The 17,918-nt window shown below is 50.6% G+C and carries 20 protein-coding genes; 2 read left to right on the top strand and 18 right to left on the bottom strand.

Annotation, left to right across the window (positions count from 1 at the left end):
- Positions 1 to 78: 78 nt before the first annotated feature.
- A complete protein-coding gene (locus BLW97_RS06000) occupies positions 79 to 417 on the bottom strand; it encodes a flagellar protein FliS (RefSeq protein ID WP_075322643.1) in 339 nt (112 codons plus the stop codon).
- Positions 418 to 559: 142 nt separating this feature from the next.
- Here BLW97_RS06000 and BLW97_RS05995 point away from each other — a divergent pair, with 142 nt between their 5' ends.
- Positions 560 to 1,441: a GGDEF domain-containing protein gene (locus BLW97_RS05995; protein WP_075322642.1), complete on the top strand. Its 882-nt coding sequence runs from the start codon at positions 560 to 562 to the stop codon at positions 1,439 to 1,441.
- 69 nt (positions 1,442 to 1,510) lie between these two features.
- The gene (locus tag BLW97_RS05990) at positions 1,511 to 3,073 is read left to right on the top strand and encodes a sensor domain-containing diguanylate cyclase (protein ID WP_075322641.1); all 1,563 of its coding nucleotides are present in this window, start codon (positions 1,511 to 1,513) and stop codon (positions 3,071 to 3,073) included.
- On the opposite strand, the gene BLW97_RS19380 is transcribed toward BLW97_RS05990, so the two are convergent.
- From BLW97_RS19380 to BLW97_RS05910, 17 genes are read right to left on the bottom strand one after another with little or no spacing between them, the layout of a single operon-like run.
- Positions 3,052 to 3,207, bottom strand: coding sequence for a hypothetical protein (locus tag BLW97_RS19380; RefSeq protein WP_158025130.1), 156 nt, complete (start codon positions 3,205 to 3,207; stop codon positions 3,052 to 3,054). The genes BLW97_RS05990 and BLW97_RS19380 overlap by 22 nt on opposite strands.
- 11 nt (positions 3,208 to 3,218) lie before the next feature.
- The gene (locus BLW97_RS05985) at positions 3,219 to 3,962 is read right to left on the bottom strand and encodes a flagellar motor protein (protein WP_010639927.1); all 744 of its coding nucleotides are present in this window, start codon (positions 3,960 to 3,962) and stop codon (positions 3,219 to 3,221) included.
- Positions 3,963 to 3,974: 12 nt separating this feature from the next.
- Positions 3,975 to 4,664: an RNA polymerase sigma factor FliA gene (gene fliA / locus BLW97_RS05980; RefSeq protein ID WP_226852463.1), complete on the bottom strand. Its 690-nt coding sequence runs from the start codon at positions 4,662 to 4,664 to the stop codon at positions 3,975 to 3,977.
- 35 nt (positions 4,665 to 4,699) lie between these two features.
- Entirely contained in the window at positions 4,700 to 5,602 is a 903-nt protein-coding gene (locus BLW97_RS05975; RefSeq protein ID WP_226852464.1) for a MinD/ParA family protein, read from the bottom strand.
- Positions 5,599 to 6,786, bottom strand: coding sequence for a flagellar biosynthesis GTPase FlhF (gene flhF, locus BLW97_RS05970; protein WP_075322639.1), 1,188 nt, complete (start codon positions 6,784 to 6,786; stop codon positions 5,599 to 5,601). The genes BLW97_RS05975 and flhF overlap by 4 nt, the downstream gene beginning before the upstream one ends.
- Before the next feature lie 43 nt (positions 6,787 to 6,829).
- Positions 6,830 to 8,884 carry a flagellar biosynthesis protein FlhA gene (flhA, locus tag BLW97_RS05965; protein ID WP_010639935.1) on the bottom strand — a complete coding sequence of 685 codons (2,055 nt, stop codon included), beginning with the start codon at positions 8,882 to 8,884 and terminating at the stop codon, positions 6,830 to 6,832.
- Positions 8,885 to 8,887: 3 nt separating this feature from the next.
- A complete protein-coding gene (gene flhB, locus BLW97_RS05960; protein WP_075322638.1) occupies positions 8,888 to 10,015 on the bottom strand; it encodes a flagellar biosynthesis protein FlhB in 1,128 nt (375 codons plus the stop codon).
- 34 nt (positions 10,016 to 10,049) lie between these two features.
- Positions 10,050 to 10,841: a flagellar biosynthetic protein FliR gene (fliR, locus tag BLW97_RS05955; protein WP_075322637.1), complete on the bottom strand. Its 792-nt coding sequence runs from the start codon at positions 10,839 to 10,841 to the stop codon at positions 10,050 to 10,052.
- The gene (fliQ, locus tag BLW97_RS05950) at positions 10,838 to 11,110 is read right to left on the bottom strand and encodes a flagellar biosynthesis protein FliQ (protein WP_010639942.1); all 273 of its coding nucleotides are present in this window, start codon (positions 11,108 to 11,110) and stop codon (positions 10,838 to 10,840) included. Before fliQ ends, fliR begins: the two co-directional genes overlap by 4 nt.
- A gap of 12 nt (positions 11,111 to 11,122) precedes the next feature.
- Entirely contained in the window at positions 11,123 to 11,833 is a 711-nt protein-coding gene (gene fliP / locus BLW97_RS05945) for a flagellar type III secretion system pore protein FliP (protein ID WP_075322636.1), read from the bottom strand.
- Positions 11,833 to 12,360 carry a flagellar biosynthetic protein FliO gene (gene fliO, locus BLW97_RS05940; protein ID WP_075322635.1) on the bottom strand — a complete coding sequence of 176 codons (528 nt, stop codon included), beginning with the start codon at positions 12,358 to 12,360 and terminating at the stop codon, positions 11,833 to 11,835. The genes fliP and fliO overlap by 1 nt, the downstream gene beginning before the upstream one ends.
- Entirely contained in the window at positions 12,357 to 12,881 is a 525-nt protein-coding gene (gene fliN / locus BLW97_RS20285; protein ID WP_207650563.1) for a flagellar motor switch protein FliN, read from the bottom strand. The genes fliO and fliN overlap by 4 nt, the downstream gene beginning before the upstream one ends.
- Before the next feature lie 3 nt (positions 12,882 to 12,884).
- Positions 12,885 to 13,898 carry a flagellar motor switch protein FliM gene (gene fliM, locus BLW97_RS05930; RefSeq protein WP_075322634.1) on the bottom strand — a complete coding sequence of 338 codons (1,014 nt, stop codon included), beginning with the start codon at positions 13,896 to 13,898 and terminating at the stop codon, positions 12,885 to 12,887.
- A 38-nt stretch (positions 13,899 to 13,936) separates the two neighbouring features.
- Positions 13,937 to 15,283 (bottom strand): flagellar hook-length control protein FliK, encoded by a 1,347-nt coding sequence (locus BLW97_RS05925; RefSeq protein WP_075322633.1) that lies wholly within the window; start codon positions 15,281 to 15,283, stop codon positions 13,937 to 13,939.
- Between the two features lie 58 nt (positions 15,284 to 15,341).
- On the bottom strand, positions 15,342 to 15,782 hold the full coding sequence (gene fliJ, locus BLW97_RS05920; RefSeq protein ID WP_024892704.1) for a flagellar export protein FliJ: 441 nt from the start codon (positions 15,780 to 15,782) through the stop codon (positions 15,342 to 15,344).
- A 6-nt stretch (positions 15,783 to 15,788) separates the two neighbouring features.
- Positions 15,789 to 17,156 (bottom strand): flagellar protein export ATPase FliI, encoded by a 1,368-nt coding sequence (gene fliI, locus BLW97_RS05915; RefSeq protein ID WP_075322632.1) that lies wholly within the window; start codon positions 17,154 to 17,156, stop codon positions 15,789 to 15,791.
- Positions 17,153 to 17,905, bottom strand: coding sequence for a flagellar assembly protein FliH (locus tag BLW97_RS05910; protein ID WP_075322631.1), 753 nt, complete (start codon positions 17,903 to 17,905; stop codon positions 17,153 to 17,155). The genes fliI and BLW97_RS05910 overlap by 4 nt, the downstream gene beginning before the upstream one ends.
- Between the last annotated feature and the right edge of the window lie 13 nt (positions 17,906 to 17,918).

Genomic DNA, 17,918 nt, shown 5'->3' with positions numbered 1-17,918 from the left:
CGTGAAAGTCACATGATCCACCAACCACGGCGGAACCAATCCTAACGCGAGAGAAAACAGCTCTTCAGGGACCATCAGCTAACTCCAATTCAGGGCACGACCGCTCCACAGCATTCTACCCCCTACCCACTCAATCTGACGAAGAGCCAGCAGCAGATAACGATACAACCGGTCCAGGCGCAGAATCACTGCTTTTTGTGTTTCTGCTCCTAAATGCAGAAGGAGATGTTGTACGAGTTGTTCGGCGCGTTCTACTGCCACACGTTTAGCCACATAATCACGGTGCTCGAGAGCGTTCTGGATACGCGTTAAATAGGCTACAACGCCCTCCAGGCCAAGCTGCATCAGTGAAAAATCTGTTTCCTGAATGGAATCGAGACTCTGGTCACGCGCAGATTGCTTCAATGTATGGTGCATAATGGATCTCCCCACCCGTAATGAACAGGATAACGGCACATCTCGAGAAAAACTTAAGGATGCCTCTTCAACAACGACTTGAGCCAAAAAGTCGGAAAATGGCATACGTTTTGCTTTCAAGAATCCCAAACGGAGGTGAGCCATGACTGCACGATCACAAACTGAAACATATGCGTATCCAAATAATGCTTCTCAAGTTGACAGCGGCCCCTATCTGGCTGATCTCGTCAATTTTTATGAGGCATGGAAATCATTCTGGCAACTTTGGCTACGCGAGCATCTGCAAGGACGCCCATTACCTCGACCGGCTGAGCAGGGCGTCCTGCAATCCATCCATACACCGGAATCGCGGGTCCCGGAAGCACGTCGTGTGTTTTGGCAGGAGCTCCAAAAAAGCTATCACAATATCCTGCAAAAACTGCAAGATCTCAATTTAAATGAGGAACCTGCCAATGATTTATTTGCGGTGATGAATGCTGCCGAGGCCCTTGAACGTCAATGTTTTGACGAAATCATGGCATTCAGTAGAAATTTGGGCGAAGTGGACCCTCTCACTGGCCTGCTTAATCGTCGCCGCATGGAGGATGACCTTTGTCGCGAACAGGCCTTGGTTGACCGTGGCGCTTCTGCATTTATTGCCATGCTGGATGTGGATCATTTCAAGACATTCAATGATCGCTTTGGGCATGTGAATGGCGACCTTGTTCTGAAGGAGCTTTCCCGACGTTTGCACTCTGCATTGCGCCCTTACGATGGATTATATCGCTACGGTGGCGAAGAGTTTATGGCCATATTTCCGCAAATGCATAAAAGCTGCGCGCTGCTTACTGCGCAAAGATTGTGTCAAAAAATTGCCTCCGCACCCTTTCCGCTAGAACAACACACGCCTGTTCAAGTAACTATTTCCATTGGGATCACCCCCTTGCTGCCTAACGTGCCATCCCATGAACGGGTTGTCATTGCCGATGCAGCACTGTATCAAGCCAAACACGAAGGACGAAATCAGGCCCGCCTACTGCCTTGACCTTTCCTTTTTTCCATTAAGTTATTACGATAGCTTTTGAGCGTAGCAATAATCAGAGGCATTATCAGCATGACCCACAAAAACCCCTCAGAAATTGCCCGGGAAGCCCTTAAACGCCTTATGGAGCTTGATTTATCCCCGACTCCCGAAAATTATACGCAGTACTATCATGAAATTTCTGGAACGCATAGCACCCCCGAAATAAATTGGCAACATCTTATGCGCCGCTTCTGTACGGAATGGGAAAGGTCGCAAGCGGGTTTATCGCATCTTCAAAAAATATTAGCTAAAAATCAGCTTCTGGACGAAAAAAATACCGGCACTTTAGCCATAAAACTGGAACAACTTCTCCAAAAATGGGAAAAGCTTCCCACACGTCAGGCAACAATCAGCTCCGATGAAATCAATGAAAATGATGGTTACGATGTAAATTGTGTGCTCTGGCAGAAGTTATTCAGGACAGTTATCCGGCATTCCATACGAGAACAAGATCAGCCTAGCGCCCTTCTTCTGGAGCAAATGGATGGACTCCTCAACGAAAAAGAAATTCAAGCGGATGCACTGTTTCCTCTAGCCAGAGATCTTTTACATCATCAGCAGGAACTGCACGAAAAGGAAACAAAAATTCGCAAGGGATTACAGGAACTTTTGCAACAACTTCTGCGAAATGTTGCCGACCTGCTTGATAATGATGCGTTTTTGTCCGGGCAAATGGACTTTGTGCGGCAGGCCGTTCAAATTGCCGATAATCACGAAGAGCTGGATTTGGCAATCAGCCGGGCGAAAGAAGTCATTTTTCAGCAAGGAAAGCTCAAATCTGAAGTTAGAGAAGCCCGCGAGGCCATTCGTGATCTCGTGAACCTGGTGCTGGTATCTGTCGAAAGTATGGCCGGTGAAAACGGACGCAATCACCAGCAATTGGAGAATTTGGCTAATGAGTTGGATAGCGCGGCAGATTGGCAGCAAATAAGAAAAATTGTCAACGAAGTCTTAAATACCAGCAAAAACATCACCAAACAATCCATTGAAGCAAGAGACACCTTGCTCCAGGCAAAAAATCGCCTGAGCGCTGCCCAGGAAAAAATTCGTAAGCTGGAAGAAGAAATGGAATCCATCAGTCAGCTGGTTCATGTAGACCCTCTCACAGGGGCGTTGAATCGCCGGGGCATGAGCGCCGCTTTTGACCGCGAATCCGCCAGGACCCAGCGCCTCAATCAGCCGCTGATTGTCGCCATTATAGATCTTGATCATTTTAAACAAATCAATGACCGGTATGGACACGATCTGGGTGATCAGGTGTTACAGGGAGTGGTTAAAATCATGCAAGATACCTTACGAGCCAATGACGTCATCACCCGTTATGGAGGTGAAGAATTTGTCATTTTGATGCCCGACACAACGCCAAAAAATGCGTTGGACATCCTCGAACGTGTGCAAACCCGACTGAATCGGCAGTCATTCCAGACTCAAGAACAGCCGCTGAAAATCAGTTTCAGCGGTGGGATCGTTCTCTGGCAAAATTCCTGCAGTCTGGAACAAAGCATAGCTGTTGCCGATGATGCCATGTATCACGCTAAAACAGACGGACGCCAGCGCATTTACCTGGCTGATCAGGCAAACTCATCCACTTGATGACCAGGCTCCCCCTTCTTGCGCTTAGGGGTTTTGGGCGACTTTGGATTTTGCTTTTGATCCTGACCGACAGAACGCAAAGGTTGGACAGGTTGAGTGCCGGTTTCTACTGGACGAAAAGGAATATCAGCCATGTGGTTGCTCCTTATTCCGCATAAAAGCTTTGAAGTCGTCCTTCAATAAGTTTTGGATTTTCTCCTTCCGCAATGCCGACCAGACCTTCAATGATCATCTCCCGCAAATAATTCTGCTGGTGAACAATGCCCTTAAGCTTGTTGGAAATAGGCAGAAACAGCAAATTGGCAGACCCTACCCCATATATCGTGGCAACAAAGGCTGTGGCGATACCTGCTCCCAGCTTAGCAGGATCGGCAAGGTTTTCCATCACGTGTATCAAACCCAGAACCGCACCGAGGATACCTATGGTCGGTGAGTATCCGCCCGCTGACTCAAACACCCGCGCCGCCTGACGTTCAATTTCCGAGCGGGAATCCATATCCACTTCGAGGGTAGCACGGATTTTGGCAGGCTCTGAGCCATCTACCAGCATCTGCAGCCCTTTACGCATAAATGGATCGGTGACGCTCTCCAATAATCCTTCCAAAGCCAGCAGGCCATTTTTGCGCGCTGTATTACTCCATTCCAGAAGCTCTTGAATAATCGGTTGAGGATCTGTTTTGGGGGGCAAAATAATCCACGGCACCATTTTCAAAGAACGTACAAAAACCGGGAGCCGATACTGCACCATTACCGCCCCCATGGTGCCGCCAATGACTATGATAAAAGCCGTAAGCTGCAAAACAGAACTCAGCTTACCGCCCTCCAGCAATTGCCCTAAAAATATCCCGCCAAAGGCCACCACCAGCCCTATGATTGTCAAAAAATCCATGTAGCACCCATTTTACGGAGCATCATTCCAATCACCAAGATTACTGCGCAAACGCAAAATCGCCTGACGCATAATCTGGCTAACCCGGGACTCCGTGACTTCAAGCACGATGCCGATTTCTTTCAGGGTCAACTCTTCCTGATAGTACAGGGCTAATACCTGCTGCTCCCGCTCGGGAAGGCCTTTTATACCACCTTGAAGCTCTCGAGCGAATTCTGCAGAACCCAATATGGAAGCCATGTCGGGGGTTTTATCGCGCAAATAGCGACCCGCAAAAACATCCTGATCCGCACTTAAATCTTCCAGATAAACAATTTGCCCGCCCGTATCCTGCAAAGCGGATTGATAGGTTTTGAGATTCCATCCCAACGCAGCGGCAATTTCTTCTTCTTCAGGAGCGCGGCCCAGTTGCTGTTCAAGGCGATTAATGGCTTTGCGTATAGATTGCTCCTTGGCCCGCGCACGCCGGGGAAGCCAATCCTGGTTACGTAGCTCATCCATAATGCTGCCACGGATACGCAAACTGGCATAAGCTACAAAAGCTTCACCCGGATTATTTTCCTGGCCGGAAAGCGCATCCATCAAACCAATCAATCCCGCCTGAACCAAATCTGCCAATTCAATATTGGCTGGCAACCGGGCCCATACCCGCTGAGCAATACGCTGTACCAATGGTGCGAAACGCGCCACCTCTGCACTCATTGCAACTGATGGATCAGCGGCCCGTCGAGCACTCATCAGATAGATGTCTCGGGATTTTTCATCAGCAGACGCTCCATGAAAAAAGCCATATGCCCAGAAGCATTAAAGGCGTGCGGCCAACGTTCAACCGCCACAGCCAAATCTTTCAGTGCGCGCGAAACCGGCGCATCCGGATACATTTCCACAACGGCTTTCTGGGAACGAACCGCCGCACGCAGGGCAGGATCCAGCGGAATACTACCAATCTGTTCCAACGTCACATCCAGATATCCATCAGCCACTTTGGCAATACGCTGGAATAAGGCATCTCCCTCTTTTTGATCTCTGACCATGTTGGGTAACACCTTGAAACGACGCACTCCGTGATTACGGCTAAGTACCTTGATTAACGCATAAGCATCTGTAATGGAAGCAGGCTCATTGGAAACTACGACCAGAATATTTTGTGCTGCCTGACTAAAAGTCAGCAAGTCCCCGGCGATACCGGCAGGCAGATCTATCAACAAATAGTCCATATCCAGACTCAGATCACTAATACCCTGAATTAAATTAGCTTGAGACTGTGCATCCAGATTGGCCATCCGTGCCACTCCACTGGCAGCTGGCAAGATAGAGATATTCCGAGGCCCGGTAATCAGCACCTCTTCCATACTTTTTTCGCCGGAAATGACATGCGACAGGTTATAACGCGGACTAAGCCCCAACAGCACATCGACATTACCAAGACCGAGGTCCGCATCAAAAAGCAGGGGTTTGGCCCCCTGTTGCGCCAAAGCTACCGCCAGATTAACGGCCACATTGGTTTTACCCACCCCGCCCTTGCCACTGGCAATAGCGATTACTTTGATTGGATTTCTTGCCCGCATTCGGCGCAGCCCTTCTGCCTGATCTATTCCGTTCTCTTCCTGAACCATTACATTTAACCCGGACTCATTCATAGCTGGGCGCCATGGTAACGGCTCCCTGATTCAACTGCCAGCTTATCCTTCTGGAGCACAATATTCATCTTGAGCAAGTTCATTAATTGCTCCCACGGAGCCTCATGCATATCTTCCGGGACTCTCTGGCCATCACTGTACCAGGCAACAGGCAAATGCTGAGCAGCAAGCCATTCCAGCACTGCCGCAAAGGCCGGAGTTTCATCCACCTTGGAAATAATGGCTCCACTGAGAGGAATATCCGTATAAGGTTGCAGAACGGCAGATAGATTTCGACCACTGAGGCTGGCCGGAATCAGCAAAAATCTTTGCGCATCAGTGCCCAGTGCCGCGAACCACTGGAGTTGTTCATTCAAGCGGGGATCCTTGGGTCCCATGCCGATAGTATCTATAAATATCCATGAACGGTCACGATGCTTTTCCAGGGATTTCAACAAATCCTCAGGGCCTTTGATCACATCCAGAGGAACACCAAGAATACGCGCATATATATCGAGCTGTTCAACACCGGCAATCCGATAGGTATCGGTAGTCAGAAGGGCCACCGAGTGAGGACCATGACGGAGAACCTGAGCTGCAGCTAATTTGGCGATGCTGGTGGTTTTACCCGAGCCCGTTGGCCCCATCAGAATAAATAAACCTGGTTTTTCCAAAGATGCCTGGCTAATCCCGACTTTTTCTTGCAGTATTCTGAGCAATGCTGGCTCCCACTCCTGGGATTGTTCCTGCTCTAGAAACTCAGCAATCCACGCTTCGGAAAAACCCATCTCCGTCAAGGACGATTGAGCAGATTGCTGCACGGGTTGCGCCCCCCAACGTCTTTCCACCAGCTGTTTGAGGGCTTGCAGTTCATCACGCAATGGCGCGGAGGCCTGTGGATGTGATAAGTCACGATGCGAGGCTGTTACCGAAGGTTGAGGCGGTGCTATTGCAGCTCCTTGAGTCAGTATTTGTGATGGCTGAAATGCTTCGGATTTTTCCGGGTTCGTACGCAAAGGCTCTGGCCAAGCCGGTATGGACTGATTTTCATTCCATTGTTTTTCTTCAAAATCAATGGCTGCTACTATTTCCACTTCACCGTCAGACTCCCGATTGGAGAGAATCACTGCATCGGGACCCAGAGTAAGCCGAATCTGCTGGAGAACCTCTCGGGTGTTGGCACCACTAAATCGTTTGATTTTCATAAAAACTGTCTCCTGTTAGACGTTCAGGCACCATCCTGAAAAATCAGGCACCCAGGGTAGCCACCACCCTGATTTTTTTACTTTCGGGTATTTCCGCATAAGAAAGAACCCGCATCCGGGGCGCACTGCGCGCCAGAAAACGCGCCAAAAACGTGCGCATGGGGGCCATGGCCAACAATACCGGCTGCATACCCCCTGCCTCCATTTGCTGCATCAAGTCCCCTGCCTTTTCCAGTACGCGTTGAGCCAAACCCGGCTCCAAAGCTTCGCCGTTACTATTGCGCAGACTCTCTTGCAATAAGTGTTCCAACTGCCCGTCCAGCACGGCAACAGGTAGTTCGGACTGCCCGGGAAACAGCCCCTGAACAATGTAGGGACCCAGAGCTGTGCGCACGGCTGCCGTCAATTCGTCAACATCCTGGCTTTGGGGTGCATGCTCCGCCAAAATTTCGACGATAGTGCGCATGTCGCGAATCGGGACCCCCTCATTCAGGAGGTTCTGCAAGACTTTTTTCAGTTTGTCCGGAGAAAGCATTTTGGGAATGACATCTTCCACCAGCTTGGGGGAGCGGCTGGCCAGATGAGAAAGCAAGCCTTCCACCTCTTCCCGACCCAGCAAGTCCGCACCATGGCTTTGGAGAATCTGGTGCAACTGGGTGGCAATGACGGTGGCCGGGTCCACTACGGTATAACCCAAAGCCACGCTTTTATCGCGTTCATCCTTATCAATCCAAACAGCGGGCAATCCAAAAGAGGGATCAGTGGTCGGGGTGCCCGCGATTTTTCCGAGAACATTTCCGGGATCAATCGCCAGCAGCAAATCCGGAAACACCTCCCCACCCCCCACCTCCACGCCTTTGACGTTAATACGGTAAGCCGTTGGCCTTAATTCCAGATTATCCCGAACATGGACTGCCGGTACCAAAAATCCAAAATCCTGGGCAAATTTTTTGCGAACGCCGCGAATACGTGCCAGCAATTCACCACCCTGACCTTTGTCCACCAGCGGAATCAAACGGTACCCGACCTCCAGTCCCAAAGGATCCAACGGCTCCACACTCGCCCAGGTCACCTCCTCCGGCTCTGTAGCACCAACAGGAGGTTCAACAACTTTTTCCGGCGCTTTAACTTGTTTGCCATACCAGACGATTGCACCCAGCAAGGCTGCCGCCCCCAGGAATGGCAAATGAGGCATCCCTGGAATCAGACCCAGAATGGCCAAAATAACAGCCACAATAGTCATCACTTCTCTATTTTGAAATACCTGGCCGATCAGCTGCTTGCCCAAATCCTGACCGGTATTGACGGTGCTGACCACAATACCGGCCGCTATGGAAATGACCAAAGCCGGAATCTGTGCAACCAGGGCATCACCAATACTCAACAAGGTATAATCGTGGGCGGCTGTACTCAAACTCAGACCATGCTGCCAAATGCCAATAATCAGACCACCAATCAGGTTGATAAACAGAATCAAAATGGCCGCTACCGCATCACCGCGTACAAATTTGCTGGCACCATCCATCGATCCGAAAAAGTCGGCTTCCTGAGCAATTTCGCTGCGCCGCCGATGAGCCTCTTCCTGATCGATAATTCCTGCATTTAAATCGGCATCAATGGCCATTTGTTTGCCGGGCATGGCATCCAGGGTAAAACGGGCGCTGACTTCGGCAATACGACCAGCCCCTTTGGTAATCACCACAAAATTGATGATCACCAGAATGGCGAAAACAATAATGCCAACGACGTAATCTCCACCCACCACAAACTGACCGAAAGATTCAATCACCTGCCCTGCGGCGCCCGGACCATTCTGTCCATGCAGGAGAATAATTCGCGCAGCAGCCACGTTCAGGGACAAGCGCAGCAGAGTCGTCAGCAACAAGGCCGTAGGAAAGGCGGCAAATTCGAGGGGCCGCTTCATGTAAAGGCTGACCAACAGAATAATCAACCCCAGGGTAATATTGAACGTAAACAAAATATCCAGCAGAAAAGTGGGTAGCGGGATAATCAGCATGGCCAGCACCATAATCACCAGTATGGGCGCGGCCAGGGTATGCCAGTTGAGTTTTTGCAAGAGACGGCTGATAAAATTCATCGGTTAATCCCGTTTGTCCAGTTCTGCAGGCACTGACCAGGTATCCGGCAATGGCGGATACTGCTGCGGAGCAGCAACCCGTAATTGATATAAATAGGCGAGAAGTTCTGCCACTGCCCGATACAAGCTCACAGGAATTTCCTGCTCCAGTTCGACATGATGAAACAAGGCGCGCGCCAATGGTGGCGCTTCGACAATAGGAATGTGATGTTCGCCGGCAATTTCACGAATTTTAGTAGCCACCAGATCGGCACCTTTGGCGAGTAACATGGGGGCACGTTGTTCCCCTTCTTTATATCGCAGGGCAACGGCATAGTGGGTTGGGTTCGTCACAATGACATCGGCTTTAGGAATGGCTGCCATCATCCGCCGGCGCGCCATTTCCCGCTGCATGGCGCGCACTTTGGATTTAATTTCAGGATTACCATCAGATTCTTTCATTTCATCCTTGATTTCCTGATGAGACATTTTTAACTTCTGATTCAGGGTCCATATCTGAAAAGGTACGTCAAAAAGTACGATCAACAGTGTGGTAGCGGAGAGGATCAAAAAAACCAGTCCGCTCATACGCATCAGATGTAAAAGAGCATGATCGGGGGTTTCCGCCATAAGGCCGAACAGGGCGTGGCGCTGCGCCCAAAGCAAGGTCACCCCGAAGCCACCGATCACCAGGGTTTTCAAAACTGCTTTCACCAGTTCCAGAGCACCATGTTTCGAGATGATTTTCTGGGCACCACTGATTGGGTCCAGCTTGGTAAAATCCGGTATTAAGGATTGGGTACTGAAAACCCAACCGCCGACCATCAGTCCCGACGCAATAACTGCCACCAGCAAAATCAGGAAGTAAGGCAAGGTCATCCAGGTAGCCATCATTAACATACGTGCAAAATGTCTGAGCAAATCACCAGAATCCGTCATTTCGGGAGTAGACAAATGCAGACCGGCATACAAAAAAGCCGCAAGACTCTGATAAATGTGGTTCGCAAACACATAAAACAGGCTGGCAGAAACCAGTAACAGAGCACTGGTAGACAGCTCCCGGGAGCGCGCCACCTGGCCTTTTTTGCGGGCGTCCTCCTGACGTTTCGGCGTCGCCGCTTCAGTGCGTTCCTGCGCGTTTTCTTCCGCCATCAGACGGCATCTCCAATGAGGTGTGGCTGAATAGTCATGGCTGTGCCGCCGTCAACATGGTTTTACCGGCAAAGCTCATGGACATGCTCAGCAAATGTTCAACCAGCATCTGCATGGCGGGCATGAATATATAAATGGCCAGCAGCCCAAGTCCCAACAATAGCGGAAAACCAATCACGAAGATGTTCAGTTGTGGTGCCAGCTTTCCCAATATCCCCAGGGCAATATTGACCAGTATTAATGTACCCAATACCGGCGTGGAAATGGCCAGGCCCAGGGAAAATATCACGGCACCTTCGCTGACCAGCAAATGCCAGGTTGATGGGTTGAGGCTGAGGCTGGCGCTGACCGGCAACAAGGTAAAGCTGCGCATCAAGGTTACGAGTACCAGCAGTTGTCCATTCATCCCCATGAACAGCAGCAGCACCAGCAAATTCAGAAAATTGGACAAGGTCGGGACTTGCACACCGGTAGTAGGGTCAAAAAAGCTGCTGAACCCTAGCCCCATCTGCAAACTGATCACCGAGCCCGAAAACTGGATCACACTGAAAATCAGGGTAACGGCAAAACCCAGTCCAAAACCAATCAATAATTGCTGAATCAGGAGAACCACCCCTTCGCCGCTCAGGAAATGCACGGCGGGCATGGCGGGCAATGCCGGGGCAATAGCCACGCTGATCAGCAGCGCCAAGCCTACCCGAACCTGGACCGGCACCTGCGTCGCACTAAATACCGGAGCCGTGGACAGTAGCGCCAGCACCCGTACGAAAGGCCAGAAGACCAGGCCTATCCAGTGCTCTAATTGCAGACTGGTAAAGTGAATCATTGATCAATAAGATGAGGAATATTATGAAAAAGCTGGATGGTATAATCCATCATCAAATGCAACATCCAGGGTCCGAGAATAACCATGACCAAGCCCATGGCAATCACCTTGGGCACAAAACTCAGGGTCATTTCGTTAATTTGCGTAGCCGCCTGGAAAATACTGACCAGCACCCCGACCACCAGAGCAATACCCAAGAGCGGAGCAGAAAGCAGAAGAGTCGTCCAGATGGCCTGTTGCCCCACATCAATAACACTTTCTGGAGTCATAATAGGCTCTCCTCAATGCACAAAACTTTGTACCAGCGAACCAATCACCAGATCCCAGCCGTTGACCAGCACAAAAAGCATCAGCTTGAAAGGAAAAGAGATGGTGACGGGTGACAACATCATCATGCCCATGGACATCAGCACCGCTGCCACGACCAGATCAATGATGACAAAAGGAATAAATATCAGAAAACCGATCTGAAACCCGGTTTTCAGTTCGGAAGTCACAAAAGCTGGAACAAGCAAAGTCATGGGCGTATCGACAGGGGCCTGCAACTGCTTGTGTCCGGATAATTTGACAAAAAGCGCCAGGTCATCCGGTCTGGTCTGGGAAAGCATAAATGTTCGCAGGGGCCCTTCGGCACGAGACATGGCCTCAGTGAGGTTGATCTGGTTTTTGGTTAATGGCTGCAGGGCCTGAGTATTGAGCTGCTGAAAAACTGGAGCCATCACAAAAAACGTCAAAAACAGGGAAAGTCCGACAATAATTTGACTCGGAGGCATCTGGGTAGAACCAAGAGCTTGTTTGAGCAGGGATAACACAATGATGATGCGGGTAAATGCGGTCATCATCAGTAACATGGCTGGCAGGAAAACCAGCACGGTCATGAAAATCAGGGTTTGGATGCTGAGGCTGTACTCAGTAGCACCTCCAGCCTGTGGAGTTGCGGTCAGGGCCGGGAGTCCTCCTGCCAGGGCAATCCCCGGCAGAAAAAAAACCATCAGTCCGGTGAAGAATCTCCTGAAGGCGGATGTTGATCGCCGGTTTTTACATTTCCCTTGGGGGCTGGGGTGTTTGGGCTCCATGTTCCTTGCTTACGCCTCTCCATCGCAGTACGTAACCAGCTGGCAAAAGCCGTTGCTGAATTACTGGTCGTATCCGGCAGCGCTGTCTCCAGGGTATGCAACAGATGAATGCCTGTTGGTGTTACCCCGAGTAGCAATTGCTGCTCTCCGACCTGTACTAGCAAAAGACGTTCCCGCGTACCCAAAGGCAGGGATGTCACTACTTTGAGCCCGGCAACCGGGTTATTCATTGCGCCCGGCTGGAAATGTTTGAGCATCCAGATCACCACAAAAAATATAGCCAATACAAACAACAAAGCGGCAAACAACTGCAATATGGACATCCACGAAAAGGGGCTGCCCGTGTCCATCACGGCGGGAGTACTGGCTTGGGCCAAGGGACTGAACCCGGACAATATCCAGAAGATCAGCCAAAATTTTGGCGTTTCAAAAAGACGTTTCATCGCAATTTTTTGGCACGCTCTGCAGGGCTGACGATATCGGTCAAACGGATGCCAAATTTGTCATTCACCAGCACGACCTCGCCCTGGGCGATCAGATAACCATTGACCAACACATCCATGGGTTCACCGGCAAGTCGCTCCAACTCGACCACTGAACCTTGGGCAAGCTGTAACAAATTACGAACCTGAATTTTGGTTTTCCCCAATTCCACCGAGAGGGTTACTGGAATATCCAGTATCATGTCGAGATTTTGTGCCTGGGTTCCGGTTGATCTGGAAGCTTGTAATTCCGGCATGGGCACGGGTGTTGCTGTTTTCGCAGATGCGGCAGAAGAAGGAACACTCTGCTCTGCAGTGGCCCCCGCCTCTCCGGAAACAGCTTCGGAATGATTTTCAGCCGTTGTTTCTGCAGCCTCCTGTTCGCTCATTGCTGCTGCCCAGTCATCCATAATATCGTCTGCCTGAGCATTGTCAGCAGACTCTGTTGCAGACGCCGTCGGGGTTTTCTCTTCTTCTGCCATCTTTTATTTCTCCATAGCTACCATTGCTGCCTGTCCAGCAATCATTTCCGGACATAAATGTTTTTCCAACTGTACAGCAATTTTTCCGTTAGAAACCCCATAACGTCCCGAAAAAATAGGGATACCATCCACCTGAGCAAAAACCTCCTCGGGCATTTCTACGGGAATAATGTCTCCGTCACGGAGTGCCATTAATTGTCGGAGAGTCAATTGTGCTTTCAGAAAAAGCACTTCTATATCCATAGAGGCTTCCTGCATTTCTTCTTGCATGGATTGTACCCAACGCCGATCAACTTCTGAGCGGTCTGCCGTCGTTCCGGCGGTCAGCTGATCGCGAACCGGTTCCACCATGCCATAAGGCAGACAGATCTCAAACGTACCACTCCCCGACTCCAGCTCAACATTGAATGTACTGACAATTACTACTTCCGTAGGCGTGGCAATACTGACAAATTGCGGGTTCACCTCGGAACGGGTTAATTCTGGATTTAATTCGGTTACGGGTGTCCAGGCACTTTTGAAGTCTTTAAATGCCAGGTCCAGCAGTCGTTTAATGATTCTTTGTTCCAGAGGCGTGAATTCACGGCCTTCGATACGCGCATGGAAACGCCCATCCCCCCCAAAATAATTATCCACCACCGCAAAAATCAGTCGTGGATCAAAAACAAACAATGCGGACCCTCGCAAGGGTTTAATTTGCACAATATTGATATTACTGGGAACGACTAGTCTGCGTATAAATTCACTATATTTAATTAGGCGCACCGGACCCACAGAGATTTCGGCCGTACGGCGGAGAAAATTAAACAGACTGACCCGCCAGAGTCGTGCAAAGCGTTCGTTGACCACTTCCAGAGTGGGCATTCGGCCACGCACAATCCGATCCTGATTCGCCAGATCATAAGTACGAATACCGTCTTGATCGGGCTCAGGTTCAGCTTGTGTTTCGACATCACCATCTGACATGCCCTTAAATAGAGCATCCACTTCATCCTGAGAAAGAATATCCTGTGCCATGGCGTCACCGTATATTGAATGTCAGGACAAAGCAAGATTCATGCAAAGGCATTGATCAGGCCTAATTGCACTCTAATAACAGAGGATGGCGCTGTACTATCCAGCGGCTTTGTCACGGATTTTAAAGTGTCTGACGGGGCTGATCTGTTTTTAGAAAAAAACCGTCCACCGCCATCTGCACCTACATTGGCTTGACCAAGACTCATACCCGCAGCGGCAAAGCTTTGTTGTAACTGCGGGATGGCCGTACTAATGGCCTGCAGAACCTCCGGATGGGGCGATATAAAAGTCGCATTTGCCTGTCCATTAGCCTGAATATCCAAATGCACTTCCAGTGGACCTAAATGCGGCGGATTGAGTTGTAATGTTGCCTGCTGAATCCCCTGCCCCAACAGAAACTGAACCTGCTGTCCCAGAGCTTCACCCCACTGCGGATTCGCACCGACCGGAGCGGCCACAACCTGCGCAGAAGGCGTCGATGCAACGGGTGGCAACATAATCGTGCTGGCAAGTAACGGCGGCGCACCATTACCTGCAAGGCTGACTCCCGAATCAGAAACAGTCTTTAATAATTGCGTTGAAGAATCGACCAGGGAACTGCTGAAAGTACTTGTGGAGACAGGTTGCGCGCCTGAAGTGGAACTTGCAGCCTGAGCGAGATTTTGCAGAAAACGTCCGACAATTTGTGAAGATGATCCATCTTTAATGGCAGAATGCACTACTGAAGCAGTTATTTTTTCGTCCGTAGCCGGGTGATCGGCATTTGCTATTTTTAAAAGATCCTGTTGCAAAGACCGGGGCAAAACGGGCTTTGCTGATACTTGCACTGACTGGTTCTCCAGTCCATCCATATGGATAGCAGCGTTAGACTCTCCAGCAGCATTAACGGATGAAAGCGCCTGACTGGAACCCGGCGGCATGATGACAGGTAACGGCAGCACTCCACTTGGCAAATTTTCTACCATTGAAGCAGGTAAATTGACTGATTGAACCTTCGATTTTTTATGGTCATCGTCTTTGGCAGCCGGTACATTTTGACCCCTAACATTTAACTGCGACTGTGACTGCGGCAAACTTTTGCCGCTTACGGATTGCATGAAATCCGCCAAGTCTGCCTGCGCAGTTTTAGCCAAGGGTTGCGAGCGCTCATTGTGATCCGAATCCGAATTCAGCTTCAGTTTAGAATTCTGCTTAGAATTCAGCATCGGATCCTGGTGCTCTGGTGACTTTTGCGGCAGCGTTTCCGGGGATTGCTGTTTTGCCATGACCGCAGCAAATTTTGTATTGTCAGACTTTTCCTTGCCTGCTGGCGCGCTGCCCTTACCCACGGGGTTTGAGGCAAGACTTGATGAAGACACGAGGTTGACGATGCTTACGGCTGCCATCCGGATAAATCCTCAGCTTAAAATTATCAGACAGTACCCAAGCAAATTTCACACCAGCTCATTGACAGCCAGGGCGACGATTCGCCCACTCATCCAGTTCTTTCTGAATTTTGCGTAATTCCAGCTCATGTTGTTCAATCTCGATACGGCGTGCCAAAGCGGCAAAGCCTTTTTCCTGGACACGGGCAGAAGCCCATTCAGACTGGATTTGCGCCACGCTTTGCTGTTGACGTAGAGCATTTTCCTTCTGAATCTGCAGGACCTGCTCCAGTTGATGAATAAAATTGCGGGTATCCAGAGCCTGCGCACCGAGGATTCCTGAAGTCTCGGCCGCAATCGCCTGATTTCGATACTGCTGCAGATAATTTTCCAGGAGTTGCAACTTCTGCTGCACTTCACTCAGTAAACTTCGCTGCTTTCCTAGACGAACAGCTATTTCTTTCTGTCTTTTATCAGCATCCTCCCGCAAAAATAACAAGACGTTCTGGCGGCTCATCATCTATAACTAACCCTCTTCCATATATGTTGCCATGATCTGCGCCAATTGCTCCTGACTGCTCTGCAAAGACACGGACTGCTGCTGATTCTGGCGGAGAAATCCCAGAATGGCCGGATAAGCACGTACTGCCTGATCCAGCAATGGATCCATGCCCGGCGTATACGCACCCACCGCAATCAGATCCTGATGCTCCCGATAACGACTGTAGAGACGTTTTAAACGATGAAGCTGATTGATCTGAGCAGAAGACACGATGTTGGGCATGACCCGACTGATGGATGCTTCCAGATCAATGGCCGGATAATGGCCCTGCTCCGCCAGACTGCGTGACAAAACCAGATGCCCGTCAAGAACTGCCCGGGCATTATCAGCAATAGGGTCTTGTTGATCATCCCCTTCCATCAAAACGGTATAAAAAGCCGTAATACTCCCGCCGCCCACCGGACCGTTGCCCGCCCGTTCCACCAGCGCTGGCAGCCGCGCAAAAACCGAAGGTGGATAACCCCGAACAGCAGGTGGTTCGCCCACGGCCAGGGCGATTTCTCTTTGGGCCATGGCATAGCGGGTGAGTGAATCCATGAGCAGCAAAACATGCTTACCCTGGCTACGATAATATTCGGCTATGGCTGTGGCCAGATGGGCCCCACGAATCCGGGTCAAAGCCGGAACGTCAGCAGGGGCTGCGACTACGACAGCGCGACGCAGCCCCTGGGCACCAAGAATATCTTCTATGAATTCCTTGACTTCACGACCACGTTCACCAATCAGCCCCACCACAATCACGTCAGCATCGGTGTTTCGCGCCATCATACCCAATAAAACACTTTTGCCGACGCCACTCCCGGCAAAAAGCCCCATGCGAGCGCCGCGACCAATGGTAAACAAGGCATTGATGGCGCGCACCCCAACATCCAGGGGGCGCTTAACCGGGGCACGCTGCATGGGATTGATGTTGACACCCAACAGAGGCACGCGGATGAGTCCTGATACCGGGCCAAGACCATCCAGAAACTGACCCTGTCCATCCATTACGCGACCCAGAAGACGTTCGCTGACACTCGCCTGTGCTTCCCCGGACAAGGGCTGCACCCGGGCACCGGGCCTGACTCCGTGCAAATCACCAGCAGCCATCAACTGCAGCTTTTCATTGTGAAAACCGACCACTTCAGCATCAATACCACGTTGATTGCTGGCTTCCACCCGGCAGCGGGTGCCGACACTCACGTCAAATCCTTCTGCTTCCAGAACCAGCCCCACCATGCGCACCAGACGGCCGCTGGGCAGCAAGGCGGGGAATGTTTCAGGTAATCTTTGCGTAAAATGATTCAGGGTATCTCCCCACAATTTTTGGCGATCAGCAAAGCGCAACATCATACTGAAAGCTCACCAAATAAGCGTTCGAGGACGGCACGCCAGCGATTTTCCAGGCGCAAATCAAGCTGAGTGGCCGCATGATCCAGATCCCGATCCTGCCAACGGCGGTCGGGTCTGGCCGCATTATCATCCAGACCCGCAGAAACCAGAACGCCTCCCCGTTCGATTTGGGGATCAGCAAGCAAGTCCACTCCCTGGTCGCCAAGTTCAGGCATAAGACGCTGCAGCATATCCACATCATCAGGATGCAAACGGATAACCGGGTTGACACTCCGCAGAGGTACCGCACGCAAAGCTTCCTTCAACAAGGGTAACAAAACTTGCGGGCGCAGCCGCAATTCTTGACGAATAACCTGGCGGGCGATTTCCAGAGACAGCGCCAGCAAAGATTGCTCAACACTCGCATCCAGGGCTTGTAAGGGTGAAAAAAGACCGGAAAGAATATCCTGCAAAGAACGTCTTTCAGCTTCTGCGCGGGCCAGCCCCTCTTGATAGCCTTCGGCCTGCCCTTCTTTATAACCTTGCTGATAACCCTGCTCATGTCCTTTCTGCTCACTTTCCGCATAAATGGCCTGCAGTTGCTCGGCCGTTGGTAAAGTGATGATGTCAGCAGAAAGGATTTCGCCCCCTTCCGGAGACGATTCCATCTCAGCATGGGAAGCTGTTGAAAAGCTGCTGACCTCCGGCAGTTGCCAGCGTTGCACCTGAGCACTGCTGTCTCTGGAGATGATCTCCGCACCCTTGTTCACAGGGGCTGCCCAA

It is taken from the genome of Acidithiobacillus albertensis (genome assembly GCF_001931655.1).
GTDB lineage: Bacteria > Pseudomonadota > Gammaproteobacteria > Acidithiobacillales > Acidithiobacillaceae > Acidithiobacillus > Acidithiobacillus thiooxidans.
The sequence above is the reverse complement of the archived record's forward strand: the minus strand, read 5'-3'. Positions and strand labels throughout refer to the sequence as shown.

Coding starts and splice junctions, on each gene's coding strand:
- BLW97_RS06000 (WP_075322643.1), bottom strand. CDS start 417: ATGCACCATACATTGAAGCAATCTGCGCGTGACCAGAGTCTCGATTCC.
- BLW97_RS05995 (WP_075322642.1), top strand. CDS start 560: ATGACTGCACGATCACAAACTGAAACATATGCGTATCCAAATAATGCT.
- BLW97_RS05990 (WP_075322641.1), top strand. CDS start 1,511: ATGACCCACAAAAACCCCTCAGAAATTGCCCGGGAAGCCCTTAAACGC.
- BLW97_RS19380 (WP_158025130.1), bottom strand. CDS start 3,207: ATGGCTGATATTCCTTTTCGTCCAGTAGAAACCGGCACTCAACCTGTC.
- BLW97_RS05985 (WP_010639927.1), bottom strand. CDS start 3,962: ATGGATTTTTTGACAATCATAGGGCTGGTGGTGGCCTTTGGCGGGATA.
- fliA (WP_226852463.1), bottom strand. CDS start 4,664: ATGAGTGCAGAGGTGGCGCGTTTCGCACCATTGGTACAGCGTATTGCT.
- BLW97_RS05975 (WP_226852464.1), bottom strand. CDS start 5,602: ATGAATGAGTCCGGGTTAAATGTAATGGTTCAGGAAGAGAACGGAATA.
- flhF (WP_075322639.1), bottom strand. CDS start 6,786: ATGAAAATCAAACGATTTAGTGGTGCCAACACCCGAGAGGTTCTCCAG.
- flhA (WP_010639935.1), bottom strand. CDS start 8,884: ATGAATTTTATCAGCCGTCTCTTGCAAAAACTCAACTGGCATACCCTG.
- flhB (WP_075322638.1), bottom strand. CDS start 10,015: ATGGCGGAAGAAAACGCGCAGGAACGCACTGAAGCGGCGACGCCGAAA.
- fliR (WP_075322637.1), bottom strand. CDS start 10,841: ATGATTCACTTTACCAGTCTGCAATTAGAGCACTGGATAGGCCTGGTC.
- fliQ (WP_010639942.1), bottom strand. CDS start 11,110: ATGACTCCAGAAAGTGTTATTGATGTGGGGCAACAGGCCATCTGGACG.
- fliP (WP_075322636.1), bottom strand. CDS start 11,833: ATGGTTTTTTTTCTGCCGGGGATTGCCCTGGCAGGAGGACTCCCGGCC.
- fliO (WP_075322635.1), bottom strand. CDS start 12,360: ATGAAACGTCTTTTTGAAACGCCAAAATTTTGGCTGATCTTCTGGATA.
- fliN (WP_207650563.1), bottom strand. CDS start 12,881: ATGGCAGAAGAAGAGAAAACCCCGACGGCGTCTGCAACAGAGTCTGCT.
- fliM (WP_075322634.1), bottom strand. CDS start 13,898: ATGGCACAGGATATTCTTTCTCAGGATGAAGTGGATGCTCTATTTAAG.
- BLW97_RS05925 (WP_075322633.1), bottom strand. CDS start 15,283: ATGGCAGCCGTAAGCATCGTCAACCTCGTGTCTTCATCAAGTCTTGCC.
- fliJ (WP_024892704.1), bottom strand. CDS start 15,782: ATGATGAGCCGCCAGAACGTCTTGTTATTTTTGCGGGAGGATGCTGAT.
- fliI (WP_075322632.1), bottom strand. CDS start 17,156: ATGATGTTGCGCTTTGCTGATCGCCAAAAATTGTGGGGAGATACCCTG.